General features: G+C 40.0%; 18 protein-coding genes. 17 read left to right on the top strand and 1 reads right to left on the bottom strand.

Annotated elements, in window-relative coordinates:
* Position 1: 1 nt before the first annotated feature.
* From FOC32_RS04140 to galE, 17 genes are all read left to right on the top strand, one after another.
* Positions 2-973: a Gfo/Idh/MocA family protein gene (locus tag FOC32_RS04140; protein WP_175966453.1), complete on the top strand. Its 972-nt coding sequence runs from the start codon at positions 2-4 to the stop codon at positions 971-973.
* 10 nt (positions 974-983) lie between these two features.
* Positions 984-1,670, top strand: a complete 687-nt coding sequence (locus FOC32_RS04135; RefSeq protein WP_175966451.1) for a cytidylyltransferase domain-containing protein — start codon at positions 984-986, stop codon at positions 1,668-1,670.
* A gap of 3 nt (positions 1,671-1,673) precedes the next feature.
* The gene (locus FOC32_RS04130; RefSeq protein WP_175966450.1) at positions 1,674-2,444 is read left to right on the top strand and encodes an oxidoreductase; all 771 of its coding nucleotides are present in this window, start codon (positions 1,674-1,676) and stop codon (positions 2,442-2,444) included.
* Positions 2,445-2,482: 38 nt separating this feature from the next.
* Entirely contained in the window at positions 2,483-3,688 is a 1,206-nt protein-coding gene (locus FOC32_RS04125) for an oligosaccharide flippase family protein (RefSeq protein WP_175966448.1), read from the top strand.
* Complete coding sequence (locus FOC32_RS04120; RefSeq protein WP_175966446.1) at positions 3,655-4,635, top strand: glycosyltransferase family 52; 981 nt, start codon at positions 3,655-3,657, stop codon at positions 4,633-4,635. Before FOC32_RS04125 ends, FOC32_RS04120 begins: the two co-directional genes overlap by 34 nt.
* Entirely contained in the window at positions 4,635-5,597 is a 963-nt protein-coding gene (locus tag FOC32_RS04115; RefSeq protein ID WP_175966444.1) for a glycosyltransferase family 32 protein, read from the top strand. Before FOC32_RS04120 ends, FOC32_RS04115 begins: the two co-directional genes overlap by 1 nt.
* Before the next feature lie 3 nt (positions 5,598-5,600).
* Positions 5,601-6,497, top strand: coding sequence for a glycosyltransferase family 2 protein (locus tag FOC32_RS04110; RefSeq protein ID WP_175966442.1), 897 nt, complete (start codon positions 5,601-5,603; stop codon positions 6,495-6,497).
* 173 nt (positions 6,498-6,670) lie between these two features.
* Positions 6,671-7,699, top strand: coding sequence for a hypothetical protein (locus FOC32_RS04105; RefSeq protein ID WP_416378062.1), 1,029 nt, complete (start codon positions 6,671-6,673; stop codon positions 7,697-7,699).
* Positions 7,696-8,823, top strand: coding sequence for a glycosyltransferase family 4 protein (locus FOC32_RS04100; RefSeq protein ID WP_175966439.1), 1,128 nt, complete (start codon positions 7,696-7,698; stop codon positions 8,821-8,823). The genes FOC32_RS04105 and FOC32_RS04100 overlap by 4 nt, the downstream gene beginning before the upstream one ends.
* Positions 8,824-9,432, top strand: a complete 609-nt coding sequence (locus FOC32_RS04095; RefSeq protein ID WP_175966437.1) for a sugar transferase — start codon at positions 8,824-8,826, stop codon at positions 9,430-9,432.
* Complete coding sequence (locus FOC32_RS04090; protein ID WP_104499742.1) at positions 9,429-10,079, top strand: acetyltransferase; 651 nt, start codon at positions 9,429-9,431, stop codon at positions 10,077-10,079. The genes FOC32_RS04095 and FOC32_RS04090 overlap by 4 nt, the downstream gene beginning before the upstream one ends.
* 40 nt (positions 10,080-10,119) lie before the next feature.
* Positions 10,120-11,289: a DegT/DnrJ/EryC1/StrS family aminotransferase gene (locus FOC32_RS04085; protein ID WP_175966435.1), complete on the top strand. Its 1,170-nt coding sequence runs from the start codon at positions 10,120-10,122 to the stop codon at positions 11,287-11,289.
* 140 nt (positions 11,290-11,429) lie between these two features.
* Entirely contained in the window at positions 11,430-13,304 is a 1,875-nt protein-coding gene (locus tag FOC32_RS04080) for a nucleoside-diphosphate sugar epimerase/dehydratase (protein WP_175966433.1), read from the top strand.
* Positions 13,305-13,328: 24 nt separating this feature from the next.
* Positions 13,329-14,204: a UTP--glucose-1-phosphate uridylyltransferase GalU gene (galU, locus tag FOC32_RS04075; protein ID WP_175966431.1), complete on the top strand. Its 876-nt coding sequence runs from the start codon at positions 13,329-13,331 to the stop codon at positions 14,202-14,204.
* Positions 14,205-14,222: 18 nt separating this feature from the next.
* Positions 14,223-15,479, top strand: a complete 1,257-nt coding sequence (locus FOC32_RS04070; RefSeq protein WP_175966429.1) for a UDP-glucose/GDP-mannose dehydrogenase family protein — start codon at positions 14,223-14,225, stop codon at positions 15,477-15,479.
* On the top strand, positions 15,479-17,143 hold the full coding sequence (gene pgi / locus FOC32_RS04065) for a glucose-6-phosphate isomerase (protein ID WP_175966427.1): 1,665 nt from the start codon (positions 15,479-15,481) through the stop codon (positions 17,141-17,143). The genes FOC32_RS04070 and pgi overlap by 1 nt, the downstream gene beginning before the upstream one ends.
* Positions 17,136-18,152, top strand: coding sequence for a UDP-glucose 4-epimerase GalE (gene galE, locus FOC32_RS04060; RefSeq protein WP_104499737.1), 1,017 nt, complete (start codon positions 17,136-17,138; stop codon positions 18,150-18,152). Before pgi ends, galE begins: the two co-directional genes overlap by 8 nt.
* Before the next feature lie 55 nt (positions 18,153-18,207).
* Here the strand turns inward: galE and FOC32_RS04055 are convergent, their stop codons facing one another.
* A complete protein-coding gene (locus tag FOC32_RS04055; protein ID WP_175966426.1) occupies positions 18,208-19,578 on the bottom strand; it encodes a phosphomannomutase CpsG in 1,371 nt (456 codons plus the stop codon).
* Positions 19,579-19,738 lie beyond the last annotated feature (160 nt).

The raw sequence follows: 19,738 nt of genomic DNA, 5'->3' as shown, positions 1-19,738 counted from the left end.
TATGAAAAATATTGCTGTTATTGGTTTAGGCAATATTGCTACCCGACATCGTCGTAACCTTAAAATGCTTTTTCCTGAAGCACAATTAGTTGTGATGTCTGCTAGTGGTCGTATTCCTAAAGAGCCGGTGTCTGATAGCGATCATATAGCAGAAAGTATTGATGAAATTATTCAGTTGCAAGTTCAGTTTGCAATAATTGCCTCACCAGCTCCTTTTCATGCCCAACATGCAATACCACTTATTAAAGCAGGTATCCCTGTATTAATAGAAAAACCAGTTTCAGTTACCCAGACAGATGCTCAAGCTTTAATTGATGCAGAAGCCCAGTATAAGACACCTGTAGCAGTAGGTTACTGTTTGCGCTATTTACCTTCAGCGCAGCAAGTACGACACATGATACAAGAGGGTGTCATTGGAAACTTATATAATGCATTTATTGAAATTGGTCAGTATTTACCAGATTGGCGACCTACCAAGGATTATCGCGAAACAGTATCTGCTAAAACTGAATTAGGGGGAGGAGTCCTATTAGAGTTGAGTCACGAGTTAGATTATGCTCAATGGATTTTAGGTTCGCTTACTCCTAAATATGTCGTTTTACGTGCTTCAGAAGAGCTCGGTTTAGAAGTCGAGGATAATGCCGATCTTTTAATGACAACAGCGAAAGGAGCTGTTGTAAATATCCACTTAGATTTTTTGCAACGTAAAGCACATCGTAAATGTCGTTTTATTGGCAGTGAAGGATGTATTGAGTGGGATTTAATTCGAAATGAAGTTGTGCTTATTAAGGCTAAAGAGCAACAAGAAATTTATAGCGACCCTGAGTGGGATAAAAATCAAATGTATTTAGAAATGGTTACCGATTTTATTAAAAAAATAAACGGACAGCCAAACCAATCTATAAGTCTGCAAGAAGCTGAAAGAACAGTAGGTCTGATTGTAGAGATGAAAGAATTTGTGACGAAAGAATGAGACTGCTTATATGAGAAATTTTGCATTTATTTTTGCTAGAGGCGGCTCTAAAGGTTTACCTGGAAAAAATATTAAACCATTGGCAGGAAAACCGTTATTACAATATTCAATTGATACCGCTTTAGCATCGGATTTAATTGAACAAGTTTTTGTTTCAACAGATGATCAGGCTATTGCACAAGTCGCTATAGAAGGTGGAGCAATTCTTATAGAGCGACCTGTTGAACTAGCAACTGATCAAAGTCCAGAATGGTTGTCTTGGCGTCATGCAGTTGAGTGGGCAACTGAGCACTATGGCTCATTTGATGGGTTTGTTAGTTTACCTGTAACTAGTCCATTACGTAGCCAAGAGGATGTAGAGGCTGCGATTTTAAAAAGACAAGCAGAGACAGCTGATATTTGTATTGCAGTTACACCTGCAAGTCGCAGTCCATATTTCAATATGGTTAAGTACAATGAGGCTGGTTTTGTTGAGCTTGTCAATCAGCCTGAAGGTGAGGTATCACGCCGTCAAGATGCTCCCAAAGTTTTTGATATTACAACAGTAGTCTATGCCACAACACCTGAGTTTGTATTAAATAACTATGGTTTATTTTCAGGAAAAGTTGCGAGTATTGAAGTGCCAAAAGCAAGAGCTGTGGATATCGATGATATTTATGATTTTCGTTTAGCTGAAGCTATTATTAAAGGTGAATAACTGATGCAAAATTTATTAGAGAATAAAACCTTTTTAGTAGCTGGTGCTGGTGGACTACTAGGCACACGTTTGGTGGCGGCTATATTAGAGCAAGGCGCAAAAGTTATTGCTGTTGATATAAACCTTGAATCTATGGCAACTCGATTAAATAGTTTGGGGGTTGATCCTACAAACGAAAAGTTATCGTTGGTTTCTTTAGATGTAACAAATGAATCAAGTGTAAAGTCATTTTTTTCAAAAGATCTTAAAATTGATGGAGCTGTTAATACAACATATCCACGTAATAAGACATATGGTTCACATTTTTTTGATGTGACCCTTGAAAGCTTTAATGAGAACTTATCACTACATTTAGGTAGTATGTTTTTGTTCACTCAGCAATGTGCAAAATATTTTACACAATCCCAGACTCCTTTTTCGCTTGTGAATATCTCATCTATTTATGGAGTAGTTGCTCCAAAATTTGATATCTATAACAATACGAAAATGACAATGCCTGTTGAGTATGCTGCAATTAAATCAGCAACACTCCATTTAAATAAATACACAGTTGCTTATGTCAACGATAGTCGATTCCGCATTAATTGTGTAAGTCCAGGTGGTATCTTTGATCATCAATCTGAACCATTTTTAGAAGCATATAAGAGCCATACTCATGGAGCTGGTATGTTAGATGTTACAGAAATCATAGGTTCAGTTTTATTCTTACTTTCTGAACAGTCAAGATATGTAACAGGTCAAAATATTATTGTAGATGACGGTTTTAGTTTATAAATGAAATTTAGTGCAATCAAAAAATATAGGGCTATTGAATGAAGGTATTAAAAGATAGCTTTATTTATTTGATTGGGGAGCTTTTTGCGAAAAGTCTCCCTTTTCTGATGTTACCCTATTTAACAAGAAAATTAGGACCGGAAGGCTTTGGTGAATTATCATATTACCTCACATGGTTGGCTTTGTTTGGAATTTTTATTGGACTCAGTCAAGAAGGAGCAATAACGCGCTATTTTTACTTTTATGGTAATCAGGCTGTCGATCTTATTGTAAGAGCAGGATATGTCTACAATATTGCCTTTTCATTAGTCAGCTTGATGGTAGCATGGTATTTAAAAAGTGAAGTGCTTGCATACATTGTTATTATTGCTATGTTTAATTCATTTCTCTCTGTGCAATTGGCTTTACGTCAGGCCCAGAAGCAACCTATTCCGTACATTATTATCCAGTTTTTAAGCAGTGTCAGTATGGTGGGATTAACCATCATTATGCTTGAGTTTTTTGTAGGTGATCAGGTCATTAATCGCCTGCTGGCCTTATTGTTGAGTGCCTTGCTGGTTTTCTTGATAACTTATTTTTATATTAATCGATCATTTCAGCTTCGACGTTCGTTTGGTCTTCAGCACTATAAAGCAGCTTTAGCCTATATCTTCGCATTTGGCATTCCTTTGGTTCTTCATCAATTGAGTTTCTTTATGAAGGGGCAGGTGGATCGAATTTTTATTTATCAGTTATATACACCGACTGAACTTGGTGTTTATTCGGCAGGTGTACAAATTGCTTCGGTATTGACTATTTTTTTTATGGCACTAAATAAAGCCATTGTTCCTTACTACTACGAAAAATTAAAAAATGGAAATCTTACTGTTGCGAAGATCAAAAAATATAATCTGGCCAGCTTAGCAGTAATAGGCATACCTGCTATAATTTGCTATTTTTTACCCAATTCATGGTTCACTTGGTTTTTGGGAGCACAATTTGCTAAAGCCCAGTTTTATACGGTATTGTTCTTAGTTGGTTATGGTCTTACACTCCCTTACTTAATTTTGGTTAACTTTTTCTTCTTTCATGGAAAAAACAAGTTAATTGCGACAGTCACATTTTCGACATCAATGGTTTACGTTATTTTACTTGCTGGTCTAAGTCAGCTTTCGATAGAATTTATTCCTTTTTCACTTATATTTTCGAATTTATTAATGGTGGTTGTGTTATGGATCATGCTAAGCAAGAACCAAGAAGCCTAATAATGTGTGCAACGCCTTTACAGATGTTAATAGCAGAAAAAATTATACATTTAAGTGGAAATGAACATTTCGACTTAGTCGTTCTGGCATTAAATGATAACCAAAAATACCGTTATTACTATAATAGATTAAAGGAAATATGTGACAATAGTTTTTATTATATACCTAGGGCAGGGCTAACAGGATTTTTATACTTTTTAAAACATTTGAAAAAATCTAATATAAATAAAAACTATAACAATTTATATTTGGCAAGTATAGATGCTAGACATTTTCAGTACATTATTTCTAAAAATAATTTAGCTAATGTTTTTACATTTGATGATGGTACGGCTAATATTATACCTTCAAGTATATATTATTCTAACAGTACGGAACCTTCAAAATTAAAGAAAATTATATGGAGGTCACTTGGTGTTAAATATTATATAGAAGACATAAAGGTAAAGTCTAAAAAACATTATACAATTTATCGTGATGCTCCTAATATTATAAATAAATTAAAATTTATTGCATTGCTTCCCCAGTTGGAATTAAATGAAAAAAAAATAAGTAATGATAAAACTGTTAAATTTTATTTAGGTCAACCTCTATCTGATATTGAAGAAAAATTTGATCATAATTTTGTGGAAGAAAAGCTAAAAAGAATAGAAATTGATTACTATTTTCCTCATCCTCGTGAAATAGAATACCCTAAAGGTAACTTTGAGACAGTAGATAGTATTTTGATATTTGAAGACTTTATTATTACATATTTAGTTGAAAATCCAGAAGTTAAAATTGAGGTTTATAGTTTTATTAGTAGTGCATTATTGAATGTTAGCTCACTCTTAAAAGTTCAATGTATATATTTGTATAATGATGATTTTATGATGCGTTATAAAGATTTTTATTTTTTTTCTAAAAGCAAATTTAATATTAAATTGAAAAATGTTGAGTCTATATAATGATAAAACTTAAAAATAATCTTCTTAATTACTTATCTGAAAAACCATTTTTCTTAAAATGGTTTTTCAAGCTTTTTAAAATTTTTTCTAATAAACCTCCAGTTTATGATTTAAAAGATGAAATACTAGATATAAAAAATTCTAGTTCTTTATTTAAACATAAAGTCCCTAAAGTAATTTGGTTATTTTGGGGGGAAGAAAATATTCCTTTTCATATCCAAATTTATGTGAATCGTATCTATGAGCTAAATAAAGAATACAATATAGTTGTTTTAGGTTTTCATAATTTGCCTGAATACTTAAGAGAGTTTAATTTTTCTCCTGATACACCTATTGCTAATCAAACAGATTTAATTAGATTGAATCTATTATATAAGTATGGTGGTATATGGATAGATATATCTACTATTTTAAATAAAAGTTTAAATGAAATATTTCCACTATTGGATGAAGCTCATAATTATGATTTAATAGCTTTTTACAATAATTCATCAACATTAGACTATAACAGACCCATTATAGAAAGTTGGTTTTTAGCTGCACCAAAAAATAATGAGTTTATAGGATTATGGCTGAAAGAATTTTCTAAAATAGAATTAATGGGTGCTAAAAAGCTTTATACATATATTTCTAGTAGAATTGATTACGAAAAAATAAAGCAAAAGATTTCTAATCCAGAATACCTATTAATCTATCTAACACAACAGATAGTTTTATTGAATAAAAGTGATTTTAATTTTTATTTAAAAAAATGTGAAAATAGTGCTTTTTTTTATCAAAATCATTATGGCTGGAAACCTTTAAAAATGCATAATTTACTTATTAATTATGATATTTTAGAAATTTATCCATTACCACCTATAATTAAATTGGTTTCTGGTGATAGGAAATTATTACCTCAATTAATAGAAAGTGATTTAGTTGGTAAAAACAGTATTATTGGTAAAATGGTTAAGGATTAATAAATGTTTTCGATAGTCATTCCTGTTTACAATAAAGAATATAGCATAGGTCGAACATTAGAATCTATCAGTGAGCAGAGTTTTAAGAGATTTGAGTTGGTTCTTGTTAATGATGGCTCGACTGACCAATCACTTAAAGTAATTAATGATTTTATAAATACGCACCCAAATTTAGATATTATTTTAATCGATCAAAAGAATCAAGGTGTTTCAGTAGCAAGGAATGTAGGTGTTGCAAATAGTAAATATGAGTTTATTTGCTTTTTAGATGCTGATGATAATTGGGAGACTGATTTTTTAAGTATGTATAATAAGTATATAGATAAATATTCAGATGCGGGACTATGGATCTCAGGCTATAAAGTAAATAATGAAAATTCAATAATGCATTTGAGTGAAGGATATATTGATAGTTTTTTTGATATTTCATCTCGTAAAACGATCTTGCATACATCCGCTGTATGTGTGAGAAAGTCTATTTTATTGGATATTGGAGGGTTCCCTGCAGGGGAAAAAGTAGGTGAAGATCTATATGTATGGGCAAGAATAGCTGAAAAATACATTTTTTGTTATATTCCTTATTGTTTAGTTAATGTTGTTCAAGAGGAAGACTCTTCAAGGGGGGGGCGTGATAATGTTAATCCATATATATTAGAATATTATTCTGTTAATAAAGATAAGCTAAGAAATAAAGAATTAAAAAAATATTTAATATACATTTATTTTGTACATTTAGTCGATTTGTGTCGTAAAAGAAACTTTCGTGCATGGGTCAAAAGATGGTTATTTGGGTTTAAGTTATTTCCTTTGGTAACTTTGATAATTTTCATTCCCTCACTTATTCCTGTTAGTCTTTTAAAGAAAGTTAAAAGTAAACGGCTTTGTTGCATAAATATGTAAGCATCTGATTTAAATAAATTTAATTTTGGATCAAAAAATAATCAAAACTTTTAAAATCATATAGTTATGAAATCTTTGTGCAACAAAGCCAAAGTAAACTATAATCTATTGTTTGGTGAATTGTGAATATTTTAAATAGGCTACCTAATATATTCTTGCTGCTATTATTTGCAATAATTTTGTTTTTAAAGTTGTTGCTTTTTATATTGGTCAATAGTGGTTTGCTTGAAGTGGGTTTAAGTGGTGGTAATGATTCAGATTATTATCATGACTATGCTTTAGGTTATGTTGATCGCGCTGTAAATGTTTGGCCTATCATTTTAAGATTCTTTAATGACTTAGGGTTATATTCTAGAGAGGCGGTATCTTATTTATTTTTATTTTTAAATTTATTTATTATTCCTGTTTTAGTGACCAAGTTGTCAGATTTAAATTTTAAAAAAGATCAGAAATATTATCTTTATAGTGTTTTACTATGTTTAATCTATCCGACACTTTTTTTCTATACATTCGATATTTACCGTGATGTATTTATGGTGCTCTCATTTTTGATAGGGTGCTTGATTGTGAAAAAATGTTTAAGTCGTTCGAATTTTATTTCCTTTTCTTATTTTTATATACTTGCAATTTTAATGGGATTGTTTTTAATGGCTTTGCGTCCTTATCTAGGTTACGCATTTTTATTGGCATTAGCTTTGTGGAAAATTAAACTAACAAAAAAGCGTATTTTTATACTTACTATTTTGTATTTTTTTGCACTGTTTATAGCAAACTATATTGGCATTTTTGAAAGCTTAACAGAATATCGTTCTGGTTTTGAGGAAGGCGAAGGTGGCTCTACTTTAGGTTTGGATTTCTCTAATCCTGTAATGTTTATACCTAATTTTATTCTAAGTATATTAGGGCAGCTTTTGGGTTTATATGTTACAAATCCTTTAGCTATTGCTTTATTTTTTACTGAAACAGTTCCTTTTATTTTCATGTTTTTTTATATTTTAAAAAATATAAAATATGCCAATAGTTTTATACAGTTTCTGATAGTTTTTTTTGTATTGTATGCAAGTGTTTGGTTAATCGGTAATGATAATTTGGGTACGGCTATTCGGTTGAGATTATATAATTATCTTGCTGTTTATATATGTTTTTTTTACATCCTAAAGCTTAAATCAGATTGTAAAACTCAAAAGGTAATTAAGAAGTGAATGTAGTAATTATTGGCACAGTTGCATCTAGCTTCTATGGCTTTCGTGCAGATTTAATCCGCACACTTTTAAAAAAAGGACATCAAGTCTATGCGTTTACTTCTGAATATACGAAAGAAGACCTAAAAAAAATAGAAAAGTTGGGTGCTACACCAATTACATATACATTAAACCGTGGTGGGCTGAACCCACTTGCAGATATCATTGCAACATATAATCTCTCAAAAAAAATTAAAGAAATTAATCCTGATTTAGTATTTTCTTATTTTTCAAAACCTGTCATTTTTGGTACTTTGGCAGCCAAATTAGCTAAAGCTCCACGTGTTATTGGTATGCTTGAAGGTTTAGGCTATACATTTACAGAGCAGCCAGAAGGCTTAAGTAAAAAAACTCAGCTCATAAAAAAGATACAGGTTTTTTTATATAAAATTGCTTTACCACAACTTGACCAGCTTATTTTTTTAAATCCTGATGACCCTAAAGATTTACTTGAAAAATATGCAATACAGGTCAAAAAAGTAGAGGTCCTCGGTGGAATAGGTTTAAATTTAGAACATTATAAGTATTCTACAAACTTTACTTCTGATATTTCTTTTATCTTTATTGCACGCTTACTTGCGGAAAAAGGTATTCATGATTACATCGAAGCAGCAAAAATTGTGAAGGAAAAATATCCCTTAGTTAAATTTATTGTATTAGGTGCTATTGATAAAGAAGCATTAGGAAGTTTGAAAGAGGAAGAGCTAGCACGTTTGGTAAAAACCAATATTATTGAATATCCAGGACATGTCAGCAACGTTTCCGAATGGATAGAAAATTCTAGCGTTTTTGTCTTACCTTCTTATTATCGAGAGGGTGTACCACGAAGTACGCAAGAGGCTATGGCTATCGGTCGTGCAATTATCACCACAGATGTACCAGGTTGTAGAGAAACAGTTGAGGATGGTGTAAATGGTTTTTTAGTGCCAAAATGGGATCCTGAAGCTTTGGCAGAAAAAATGATTTATTTCATTGAACACCCAGAACAAATTCAAGTAATGGGTGCTGAAAGCTATAAAATTGCCGTTGAAAAGTTTGATGCAGAAAAAGTAAATCAACGTTTGGTGAATATTCTAGGTCTATAAATGCTAAAACGCCTCCTCGATATTATTATTGCTTCCATTGCTCTCATTTTACTGTCACCGCTGTATTTTTATGTGGCACATAAAGTGAAAAAAAATCTGGGCTCTCCCGTTTTATTCCGCCAGGTACGCCCCGGTTTACATGGCAAACCGTTTGAAATGATCAAATTTCGTAGTATGAAAGATGCGGTAGATGCCAATGGCAACCCCTTGCCGGATAGTGAGCGATTAACCCCGTTTGGTAAAATGCTGCGTTCCAGTAGTCTGGATGAAATGCCAGAGTTATGGAATGTGATTAAAGGCGATATGAGCATTGTCGGGCCGCGTCCATTACTCATGGAATACTTACCGCTATATAACCAAGAACAAGCCAAACGCCATTTAGTCCGCCCAGGCATGACAGGGCATGCACAAGTGAATGGACGTAATGCCATAAGCTGGGAAGAAAAATTTAAACTTGATACCTGGTATGTCGAAAATCAATCGGTCTGGTTAGATTTTAAAATTATGCTAAAAACGGTGAAAAAAGTGCTCGCCAAAGATGACATTAATGAAGCGGGTGAAGCCACAATGTCTAAATTTACAGGTTCAGAAAAGGATTCAAATTCATGATTTCTTATATTGGTGTATATGGTGCAAGTGGTTTTGGTAAAGAAGTCATGCCTTTGGCTAGACAACAATATCCCACATTAGAGAAACAACAATTTGTATTTATTGATGATAGTGGGGCAGGTACTAGTTTAAATGGATATCAGGTCCTAAGTTATGAAGATTTCTTAAAGTATCCTGACCAAAAAAAGGCAGTAACGATTGCTATAGCAAATAGCCAAGTTCGTGAAAAACTGGTGAAACGTTTAACTGAAGATCAAATTCAACATTTGAATATTCATGCAAGTAATACAGTTATTTTAGATGAAGTTCAGATTGGTGAAGGTAGTTTACTTTGCCCTTTCACTTGTCTGACATCCAATATTAAAATTGGAAAATTTTTTCATGCCAATATTTATAGTTATGTCGCTCATGACTGTGTCATTGGCGATTACGTCACCTTTGCGCCTGGGGTGAAATGCAATGGCAATATCCATATTGAAGACCATGCCTATATCGGTACAGGTGCCGTAATCAAACAGGGTACACCAGACAAACCATTAGTGATTGGCAAAGGTGCTGTGGTTGGTATGGGCGCAGTAGTCACCAAAAGCGTCCCACCGGGCGTAACGGTGATTGGCAACCCAGCGCGTATACTTGAAAAGAAGTAGTTTTTAATATTTAAAAAATCAGATTATTCCAGGATAAACCATGCTAAATACTGCCTTTGAACCATGGCCAAGTTTTACTCAGGAAGAAGCGAATGCGGTTTCCCAGGTTCTATTGTCGAATAAAGTCAACTACTGGACCGGGCAGGAATGTCGTGAATTTGAAAAAGAATTTGCCCGCTTTGCAGGAACTCAATATGCAGTGGCACTGGCCAATGGTACAGTTGCACTGGATGTGGCCTTAAAAGCCCTGAATATTGGTGCAGGTGATGACGTGATTGTCACCTCACGGACCTTTTTGGCATCTGCCAGCTCGATTGTGACTGCTGGGGCCAATCCGGTGTTTGCCGATGTAGAACTCGACTCACAAAATATTTCTGCCCGTACCATAGAAGCAGCACTAACTCCAAATACCAAAGCGATTATTTGCGTGCATTTGGCGGGCTGGATGTGTGATATGGACCCGATTATGCAACTGGCGCAGGACAAAGGCCTGTATGTTATTGAAGACTGTGCGCAGGCACATGGCGCCATGTACAAAGGCAAGCCTGCCGGATCAATTGGACATATTGGTGCCTGGTCATTCTGTCAGGACAAAATTATGACTACCGGTGGTGAAGGTGGCATGGTCACCACCAATGATGAACAGCTCTGGAAAAAAATGTGGTCGTATAAAGACCATGGTAAAAATTACGACAGCATTTATAACAAACAGCATCCACCAGGGTTTCGCTGGTTACACGACTCTTTTGGCACCAACTGGCGCATGATGGAAATGCAAGCTGTGATTGGACGACTGCAGTTACAGCGGATGCCAGAATGGACACAAAAACGGACTGAATATGCCCAACGTATTTTAAAGGTATTTCAGGACAGTCCGTATTTTAGTGTGCATTATCCGAACAGTGATTATGTCCATGCCAACTATAAGTGCTATGTACAGGTCAATACGGCGCAGTTGCCAGAAGGCTGGTCACGTGACCGGATTATGGCCGAAATCAATGCACTGGGCGTACCTTGCTTTAGCGGTTCCTGTTCAGAAGTGTATTTAGAGCATGCATTCGATGGTACGCCATGGCGACCCGCCCAGCGTCTAGCCAATGCCCAGCAGCTGGGTGAAAGCAGCCTGATGTTCCTGGTGCATCCAACCTTATCGGAAGATAATATTCGCACAACCGAACAGGCGATTGCCCAGGTGATTCAGCGTATATAATTTAATATGTGCTACAATAATGTCATATAAAAAATGCATCAACTGATGCATTTTACAAACTGAGTTTAATTTGCAGTTTAATCATTCCAATATTAATAATTGAACTGAGCTGTACTATTCCTATTGAGAAGACACATCAAGTGAAATCCGTCATCCTACCTCTTGTCGAATCCCCCCGTGCTGCCAAATTGGCTTTTCTGGTCATTCTGGATTTCTGTGTATTTCCAGTCCTAATCTGGCTGTGTTATGCCATTCGTCAGTTTGACCTTGGTGCAGAGGTGGTGCCGAATATTCCGTTTGGTTCACTGTGGGTCAGTGCAATTGCGGTTATCCTGCTGTTTGTGTTTGGGGTGTACCGCTTTATTGTACGTACCTACAATGAAGTGTTTATGGTCAAACTGGGGCTGGCGACCTTTCTGGCGGTGGCGGGACTCTATGCCTTGGCCTATTTAACAGATGCTTTTATTCCAACCTCAATTCCACTGATGTTCGGCTTTATGATGTTCGCCTGGGTGTGGTTTAGCCGAGGAATCATCCGTTTTATTGTCCGTTCTTATGTACAGGCGGGTATCCCCAAAAAACGCATCGCAATTTATGGTGCAGGCAATGCCGGTCAACAGGTCGCTGCGACCTTAAACCGCTCTAATGAACATTTACCGATTTTATTTATTGATGATAATCCCTCTTTAAGTGGGCAGAATATTGGCGGGATTGATGTCTATCTGCCGGAAACAGCGCTTAAATGTTTTGGCAAATTGCGGATTGATGAAATTTTAATCGCCTTGCCCTCTGTGGGACGTAGCCGCAAAAGTGAAATCGTCAAATTTCTGGAACCTGCCCATTTAAAAATTACCGAAATTCCGGGGCTGACCAAACTGGTGGATGGTGAAATCCGCGTCTCCGATATTCAGGAAGTCGATATTATTGACTTGCTGGGCCGTGATCCGGTGCCGCCGGTGGCAGAGCTGCTGGAAAAAAATATTAAAGATAAAGTGGTGATGGTCACAGGTGCCGGTGGTTCAATTGGTTCCGAATTATGCCGACAGATTATTAAAAACCAGCCACAGAAACTGGTGATTTATGAGCTGACCGAATTTGCCCTGTACAGCATTGATAAAGAACTGCGTCTGGCATCCAATGTCGAAATTATCCCGATTCTGGGTACGGTTCTTGATCAGGCCAAACTGGAACGGATTATTGAACAGTATGCGGTGCAGACGGTCTATCATGCGGCGGCGTATAAGCATGTGCCGCTGGTAGAATGTAACCCGATTGCTGGTTTGAAAAATAATGCGATTGGCACCGCCTTTAGCCTGAATGCTGCGGTGAAAAATGGCGTTGAAACCTTTGTGCTGATTTCAACCGACAAAGCGGTGCGTCCGACCAATGTGATGGGCGCATCAAAACGGATGGCTGAGCTGTATTGTCAGGCCATGGCCGAGGCGCAGGATCAGACCCAGATCAGTATTGTGCGTTTTGGTAACGTGCTCGGTTCATCTGGTTCTGTGGTGCCGCTATTTAAACAGCAGATTGCCAAGGGTGGCCCGATTACCGTGACCCATCCGGATGTGACCCGTTTCTTTATGACCATTCCTGAAGCCTCACAGCTGGTGATTCAGGCTGGTGCCTTGGGTCATGGTGGCGATGTGTTCCTGCTGGATATGGGTGAGCCGGTACGGATTCAGGATCTGGCCCGTCAGATGATTGCGCTGAGTGGTCTGAAAGTCCGTGAAGCCGACAGTCAGGACGGCGATATTGAAATCCAGTACTCCGGTTTACGTCCCGGTGAAAAACTTTACGAAGAATTACTGATTGATGCCGATAATACCGAAGTGACGCAACACAGCCGGATTTTGCGTTCTTATGAAAAAATGTATCCTCTGGATGAGTTATTGCAGGTCTTTGAGCGCTTCAATGAGTTAACCGCGGTGCAATCGGATATTGATTGGGCATTAAGCCAGCTGGAGCACTATGTTGATGGCTATCAACGTGGTAAAGAAGTTAAAGTAAATTAAAATATCGAGATCAGGTTAAAATATATGATTAAGAAGGCGATTTTACCTGTTGCAGGTTTGGGTACCCGTTTTTTACCAGCAAGTAAATCTATTCCCAAAGAAATGGTAACCGTGGTCGACCGTCCAGCGATTGAATATGTGGTACGTGAAGCGGTTGCTGCGGGAATTGAACAGATTATTCTGGTCACGCATTCTTCCAAAGCGTCAATTGAAAACTACTTTGACCGTAACTTTGAGCTAGAAACCACATTAGAGCAGAAGCAAAAGTGGGATTTGCTAAAAGAAATTACCGAAATTTTACCGCCGCAGGTCAGCGTGGTCAGTGTGCGTCAGCCACAGCCGCTGGGCCTGGGTCATGCAGTACTGTGTGCCAAAGATATTGTCGGTGATGAGGCTTTTGCCGTGTTACTGCCAGATGTGCTGGTCAAAGATCAGGCAGAAAAAAATGATCTGGCTTTGATGATTGAACGTTTTAATACCACACAAGCAGCACAGATTATGGTTGAGGCCGTGCCGGAGCATCTGGTCGATCAGTATGGCATTGTGGATGTTGCCGCTGCCCCTGCAGAGGGCCAAAGTGCTGCAATGCAGGGCATTGTCGAAAAACCGGCGGTCGGTACGGCACCGTCTCATCTTTCCGTGATCGGGCGTTATGTATTACCGGCCAAAATTATGCAGCTATTGGCCACCACGCCAAAAGGGGCCGGGAATGAAATCCAGCTGACCGATGCCATTGCCGCATTACAGCAGCTGGAAACAGTCGAAGCCTACCGGATGAAAGGCCAGACCTTTGATTGTGGCAGCAAACTGGGTTACTTAAAGGCAGTCTTGCATTACGGGGTGGATCATCCAAGTTTAGGTGAAGCATTTAAACAGTTGATTCAAGAACTTAAAGACTAATACAGGGCAGAGGTCAGCATGAAGGTTGCAGTTTTTGGTCGAACGCTTTATGCCGGGGTGATGGCGGCGCTATTGGCAGAATGTGGGCACAAGGTCTACTGGTGTGACATTTTCGGGCAAGATAGGCCGGAAGCGCCTGACTTTCAGGATGAGGCGGTCAATCGCCTGCTGCAGCAGCAACATGCGCAAGGTTTCTTGCATTACTGTAGCCTGAAAGAGCTGGGTTTGGAGATTGATGTTTATCTGTTTAGCCTGAATCCGGCTGAAGAGCCACTACTGATTGAATTGTTGCAGCAGCTCCAGCAGCGCCCGATCATTCATCCGAAACTGATGATCAATGCTTCAACCCTCGGTCTGCAGGGTACGGCATGTCTGAAACAGCTACTGCCTGAAGATGACTGGGTGTATTTGCCGGATATGAGCCAGGAAGGGAATGCACTGGCCAGTATTACCCAGGCGGAGCAGCTGACCGTGGGCTGTATGAACCCGCAGGTGCAGAGCAAAGTGCAGGAATTTTTACGTCCTTTATTCCCGCGCAAGCAGCAATACCTGTTTATGCCGGTGCTGGATGCGGAATTTACCAAGCTGAGCATTTCCGGCATGCTGGCGACCCGGATCAGTTATATCAATGACTTGGCCGTAGTGGCAGAAAAACTGGGCATTGATATTGAACATGTGCGCCAGGGCATGGCGGCTGATAGCCGGATTGGCGCGTCCTATATGTATCCGGGCGCCGGTTTTGGCGGAGAAAACTTCTCGCATGATGTCCTGACCCTGGCCAATACCGTGTCAACCACCGGGGTGAAAAGCCAGCTTTTAGCCCAGGTCTGGGAGATTAATGAGCAGCAAAAAGAACTGCTGTTTCGCAAACTGTGGAACTATTATCAGGGCAATTTAAAAGGCAAAACCATTGCCATCTGGGGTGCAGCCTTTAAGGAAAATACCTCACGCGTACACCATTCACCGATTCACGCCATGCTCAAGGCACTCTGGGCGCAAGGGCTTACGGTTAAATTACACGATCCTCAAGCCTTGCCAGAAATTCAGGCACTGTATGGTGAACGCGATGACCTGATCTTGTGTCAGGACCAGTATGAAGCCGTCAAAGACAGCCATGCACTGTGTCTGTTAACCGCCTGGAAACATTACTGGAGTCCGGACTATAAAACCCTGCTCAACAGTATGCAGCATCCGTTAATTTTAGATGGACGTAATATCTATGATCCGCAATTTGTCAAAGCGCAAGGCTTTGCCTATATGGGAGTAGGACGCTAATGAGCAGTTCAGCAGCGCTACATACGCGTGATTCACTGTTATTACAGTTACAGACTTTAAAAAATCAGTTTGAACAGCGCCATTTAACCGATTTATTTGCCCAGGATGCGCAGCGTTTCGAGCACTTCTCCGTACGTTTAAAATCGCTGGTTTTTGATTATAGCAAGCAGCGTATTGATGCCGAGGTACTGGCGCAGCTGATACACTTTGCTGAGGCACATGACTTATCGGGCTGGATCAACACCCTGTTTTCCACCGATACGATTAACTATACCGAACAGCGTGCAGCCATGCATTGGGCGCTGCGTTTGCCAGAACAGGGCAGTACTCATCCGGAACTGGCTGGGCAGGTGCAGACCCAGCTACAGCGAATGTATCAGCTGGTAGAAAAAATTCATGCCGGACAATGCCGCGGTGCCACCGGTGAAGTGATTCAGGATGTGGTCAATATTGGCGTCGGCGGTTCAGACTTGGGACCTTTGATGGCGACTCAGGCACTGTCCGATTTTAAACATCCAAGTGCCAAGCCGCTGAGCGTACATTTTGTTTCGACCATGGATGGTAGCCAGCTCTCGGATCTGCTGCATAAGCTGCGTCCGGAAACCACGCTGTTTATTATTTCCTCTAAATCTTTTGGCACCATTGATACCTTGTCCAATGCACAAACCGTCCGTTTATGGCTGGAAAAAGCCTTGGGTAAACAGGCCGGTGTATTACAGCATCATTTTGTTGGGGTCTCGACCAAGCCTGATAAAATGACCGCATGGGGTATCGCGCCAGAAAACCAGTTCCTGCTGTGGGATTGGGTGGGTGGCCGTTATTCACTCTGGTCCTGTATCGGCTTGCCGATTGCGCTAATTATTGGGGTGGAAGGCTTTAAAGCCTTTCTGGCCGGTGCCTATGCGGTGGATCAGCATTTCCAGACCGCACCCTTTGCACAGAATATTCCGGTGTTGATGGGCCTGCTCGGGATCTGGAACAATAATTTCCTGGATATTCAGACCCATGCGGTTTTGCCCTATGATGGCCGCTTAAAATATTTTGCCTCTTATCTGCAGCAGCTGGAAATGGAGTCGAATGGTAAATCGATTCAGCGCAGTGGCGAAGCGGTGGAACTGGATACCTGTCCAATTGTCTGGGGTGAAGTGGGACCGAATGCCCAGCATGCGTTTTATCAGCTGCTGCATCAGGGCACACAGGCGGTCAGCTGTGATTTTATTGCCCCAGTCAAACGCTACAATGCCAACCAGTTTACCTATGCCGAAAGTGCAGAGGCGCTGGTCGAACAGCACCATCTGGCGCTGTCTAACTGTCTGGCGCAATCACGCTTACTGGCTTTTGGTAATCAGGCGCTAGATCAGGCCGAGCTGGCCAGTCTGCCACCGTATAAGCAATATGCCGGTAATCAGCCGAGTTCAACCTTTTTAATCCAGGAACTGAACCCGTATAGCTTGGGGATGCTGATTGCCTTGTATGAGCATAAGGTGTTTGTCCAGTCGGTGATCTGGAATATTAACCCCTTTGATCAGTGGGGCGTAGAAAAGGGCAAGGAAATTGCCAATCAGCTGTTGCCAATTTTAAATGGCCAGCAGCAGGATGTATCGGCACTGGATGCTTCGACACAAGGTTTATTACACATTTTATTAGGAAAATCAGATGGCTAATATTCTGGTCACCGGTGGAGCCGGTTATATTGGTTCGCATACCTGTCTGGAGCTGCTCAATGCCGGGCATCAGGTGGTGGTGCTAGATAATTTGTCAAACAGTTCGGCAGAATCATTACAACGGGTACAAGCCCTCACCCAGAAAAGTCTCCATTTTATTGAAGGGGATATCCGGGATGGTGCCGGTCTGGATCAGCTGTTCCAGCAGCACCAGATTGATGCGGTGATTCATTTTGCCGGTCTTAAAGCGGTGGGGGAAAGTCAGCAAATTCCACTGGCTTATTTTGAGCATAATATTGCCGGATCTATCAGTCTGGCTCAGGCGATGCAACGCGCAGGGGTGTTTAAACTGGTCTTTAGTTCCTCTGCAACGGTGTATGATGAAGCTAATACCTCTCCTTTAAATGAAGAAATGCCAACGGGGATGCCAAGCAACAATTATGGCTATACCAAACTGATTATTGAACAGTTATTGGAAAAACTGGCAGTTGCTGATGAGCGCTGGTCAATTGCCTTATTACGTTATTTTAATCCGGTTGGTGCGCATAAAAGTGGCCAGATTGGTGAAGACCCGCAAGGCATTCCAAATAACCTGATGCCTTATGTGACCCAAGTGGCTGTCGGTCGTCGTGAAAAACTTTCAATCTTTGGCAGTGATTATGATACCGTCGATGGCACAGGCGTCCGCGATTATATCCATGTGGTGGACCTGGCCAATGCACACTTATGTGCACTGAATAACCGTTTAAATGCACAGGGCTGTCGCGCCTGGAATATTGGAACCGGAAACGGGATTTCCGTGTTACAGGTGAAAAATACCTTTGAACAGGTCAATGGGGTGGAGATTCCATTTGAACTGGCGCCGCGCCGGGCAGGCGATGTGGCGACCTCTTTTGCAGACAATCGGCGTGCCATTGCCGAGCTAGGTTGGCAACCGCAGTATGGTCTGGAAGATATGCTGGCCGATAGCTGGAACTGGCAAAAACAGAATCCAAATGGCTATCGTTAAGTAGATCCAGACCCTCGCACAATAAAAAATGGAGCGTTGAGCTCCATTTTTTATGTTAAGCCTGAATCAAACGGGTCAATTCATCGACATAGTCTTGCATTGGTTTGGGTTGCTGGTCACGGCGGCTTTCAATATTCAAGCGTAATAACGGTTCGGTATTGGAGACACGAACATTAAAACGCCAGGCACCAAAATCCAGACTTACGCCATCGGTCTGGTCAATGGCCGGGTTCTGATCGGCATAGTGCTCAAAGATATTTTGAATGGTGGCCTGGGTATCGGCCACTTTAAAATTAATTTCACCTGAGCATGGGAACTTGGCAATCATCTCTTCAACCAGACTCGATAAAGATTGACCGGTTTCAGACAGCACCGCAATCGCCAGTAACCATGGAATCATGCCGCTATCACAATAGGCAAAGTCACGGAAATAGTGGTGGGCACTCATTTCCCCGCCATAAACCGCATTATGCTCACGCATCACATCTTTAATAAAGGCATGCCCGGATTTAGACTGAATCGCTTCCCCCTGATACTGTTCCACCACATCAAAAGTGTTCCAGACTAGACGCGGATCATGCACAATTTTTTCACCGGACTGTTTCAACAAGAAAGCCTGTGCTAACAGACCCACGATGTAATAACCTTCAATAAACTGGCCTTTTTCATCAAACAGGAAGCAGCGGTCAAAGTCGCCATCCCAGGCAATGCCCAGATCTGCGCCATGCGCCAGTACCGCCTCGCGGGTGCTGTCGCGGTTTTCTACCAGAATCGGGTTCGGAATCCCATTCGGGAAAGTGCCATCGGCTTCATGGTGAATTTTGACAAACTCCACCGGAACATTCAGGGCCTTGAATTTGTCTTCAATCGCATCAATGACATGACCTGCAGCACCATTACCGGCATTCACCACCAGCTTCATGGGGCGAATCTTGGCCGGATCAATATAGGTCATCAGATGATCTACAAATTCCGGCAAAATATTGTAGGACTGTGTGGTTCCTTTGACTGCAACTTCGGTAAATGTACCGGCTTCGGCTAAGGCCTGAATCTCTTTTAAGCCGGTATCGGCACTGATTGGACGGGCATTCTCGCGTACCAGTTTCATACCGTTATAGTCCATCGGGTTGTGGCTTGCCGTGATTTCGATCCCACCTTGAACATCGAGATGAAAGGCACCGAAATACACTTCTTCAGTACCAGTCATGCCTAAGTCTAAAACATTGACACCGGCATCATTTAAGCCGCGGATCGTGGCCTGCTTTAAGGCTTCACTGCTGAGGCGCACATCACAGCCCACAACGACTGTTTTAGGCTGGTAAATCTGAGCATAGGCACGGCCTATTTTATAGGCAATGTCTTCGTTAAGTTCTGTACCGAGTTTGCCGCGAATATCATAGGCTTTAAAGCAAGTTAGTTTTGTCATGTAATCCTGCAATATCCCTCAAAAAAGGAAAAGATATAAAAATATAATTTAAAGATGAGCATCTGGTAAGCACATCTTAGCTAAGTAACCTGAGTTCGATATAAAAAAAGAGTAGAAAAAAGCCCTGTTTTTGTAACATATTGGTTCTCAAGACAAAATT

The organism is Acinetobacter sp. FDAARGOS_724 (genome assembly GCF_013364475.1).
GTDB lineage: Bacteria > Pseudomonadota > Gammaproteobacteria > Pseudomonadales > Moraxellaceae > Acinetobacter > Acinetobacter variabilis.
The sequence above is the reverse complement of the archived record's forward strand: the minus strand, read 5'-3'. Positions and strand labels throughout refer to the sequence as shown.

What these genes read in the sequence shown, in the direction of transcription:
- FOC32_RS04140 (WP_175966453.1), top strand. Translation starts at nt 2, where the DNA reads ATGAAAAATATTGCTGTTATTGGTTTAGGCAATATTGCTACCCGACAT.
- FOC32_RS04135 (WP_175966451.1), top strand. Translation starts at nt 984, where the DNA reads ATGAGAAATTTTGCATTTATTTTTGCTAGAGGCGGCTCTAAAGGTTTA.
- FOC32_RS04130 (WP_175966450.1), top strand. Translation starts at nt 1,674, where the DNA reads ATGCAAAATTTATTAGAGAATAAAACCTTTTTAGTAGCTGGTGCTGGT.
- FOC32_RS04125 (WP_175966448.1), top strand. Translation starts at nt 2,483, where the DNA reads ATGAAGGTATTAAAAGATAGCTTTATTTATTTGATTGGGGAGCTTTTT.
- FOC32_RS04120 (WP_175966446.1), top strand. Translation starts at nt 3,655, where the DNA reads ATGGATCATGCTAAGCAAGAACCAAGAAGCCTAATAATGTGTGCAACG.
- FOC32_RS04115 (WP_175966444.1), top strand. Translation starts at nt 4,635, where the DNA reads ATGATAAAACTTAAAAATAATCTTCTTAATTACTTATCTGAAAAACCA.
- FOC32_RS04110 (WP_175966442.1), top strand. Translation starts at nt 5,601, where the DNA reads ATGTTTTCGATAGTCATTCCTGTTTACAATAAAGAATATAGCATAGGT.
- FOC32_RS04095 (WP_175966437.1), top strand. Translation starts at nt 8,824, where the DNA reads ATGCTAAAACGCCTCCTCGATATTATTATTGCTTCCATTGCTCTCATT.
- FOC32_RS04090 (WP_104499742.1), top strand. Translation starts at nt 9,429, where the DNA reads ATGATTTCTTATATTGGTGTATATGGTGCAAGTGGTTTTGGTAAAGAA.
- FOC32_RS04085 (WP_175966435.1), top strand. Translation starts at nt 10,120, where the DNA reads ATGCTAAATACTGCCTTTGAACCATGGCCAAGTTTTACTCAGGAAGAA.
- galU (WP_175966431.1), top strand. Translation starts at nt 13,329, where the DNA reads ATGATTAAGAAGGCGATTTTACCTGTTGCAGGTTTGGGTACCCGTTTT.
- FOC32_RS04070 (WP_175966429.1), top strand. Translation starts at nt 14,223, where the DNA reads ATGAAGGTTGCAGTTTTTGGTCGAACGCTTTATGCCGGGGTGATGGCG.
- pgi (WP_175966427.1), top strand. Translation starts at nt 15,479, where the DNA reads ATGAGCAGTTCAGCAGCGCTACATACGCGTGATTCACTGTTATTACAG.
- galE (WP_104499737.1), top strand. Translation starts at nt 17,136, where the DNA reads ATGGCTAATATTCTGGTCACCGGTGGAGCCGGTTATATTGGTTCGCAT.
- FOC32_RS04055 (WP_175966426.1), bottom strand. Translation starts at nt 19,578, where the DNA reads ATGACAAAACTAACTTGCTTTAAAGCCTATGATATTCGCGGCAAACTC.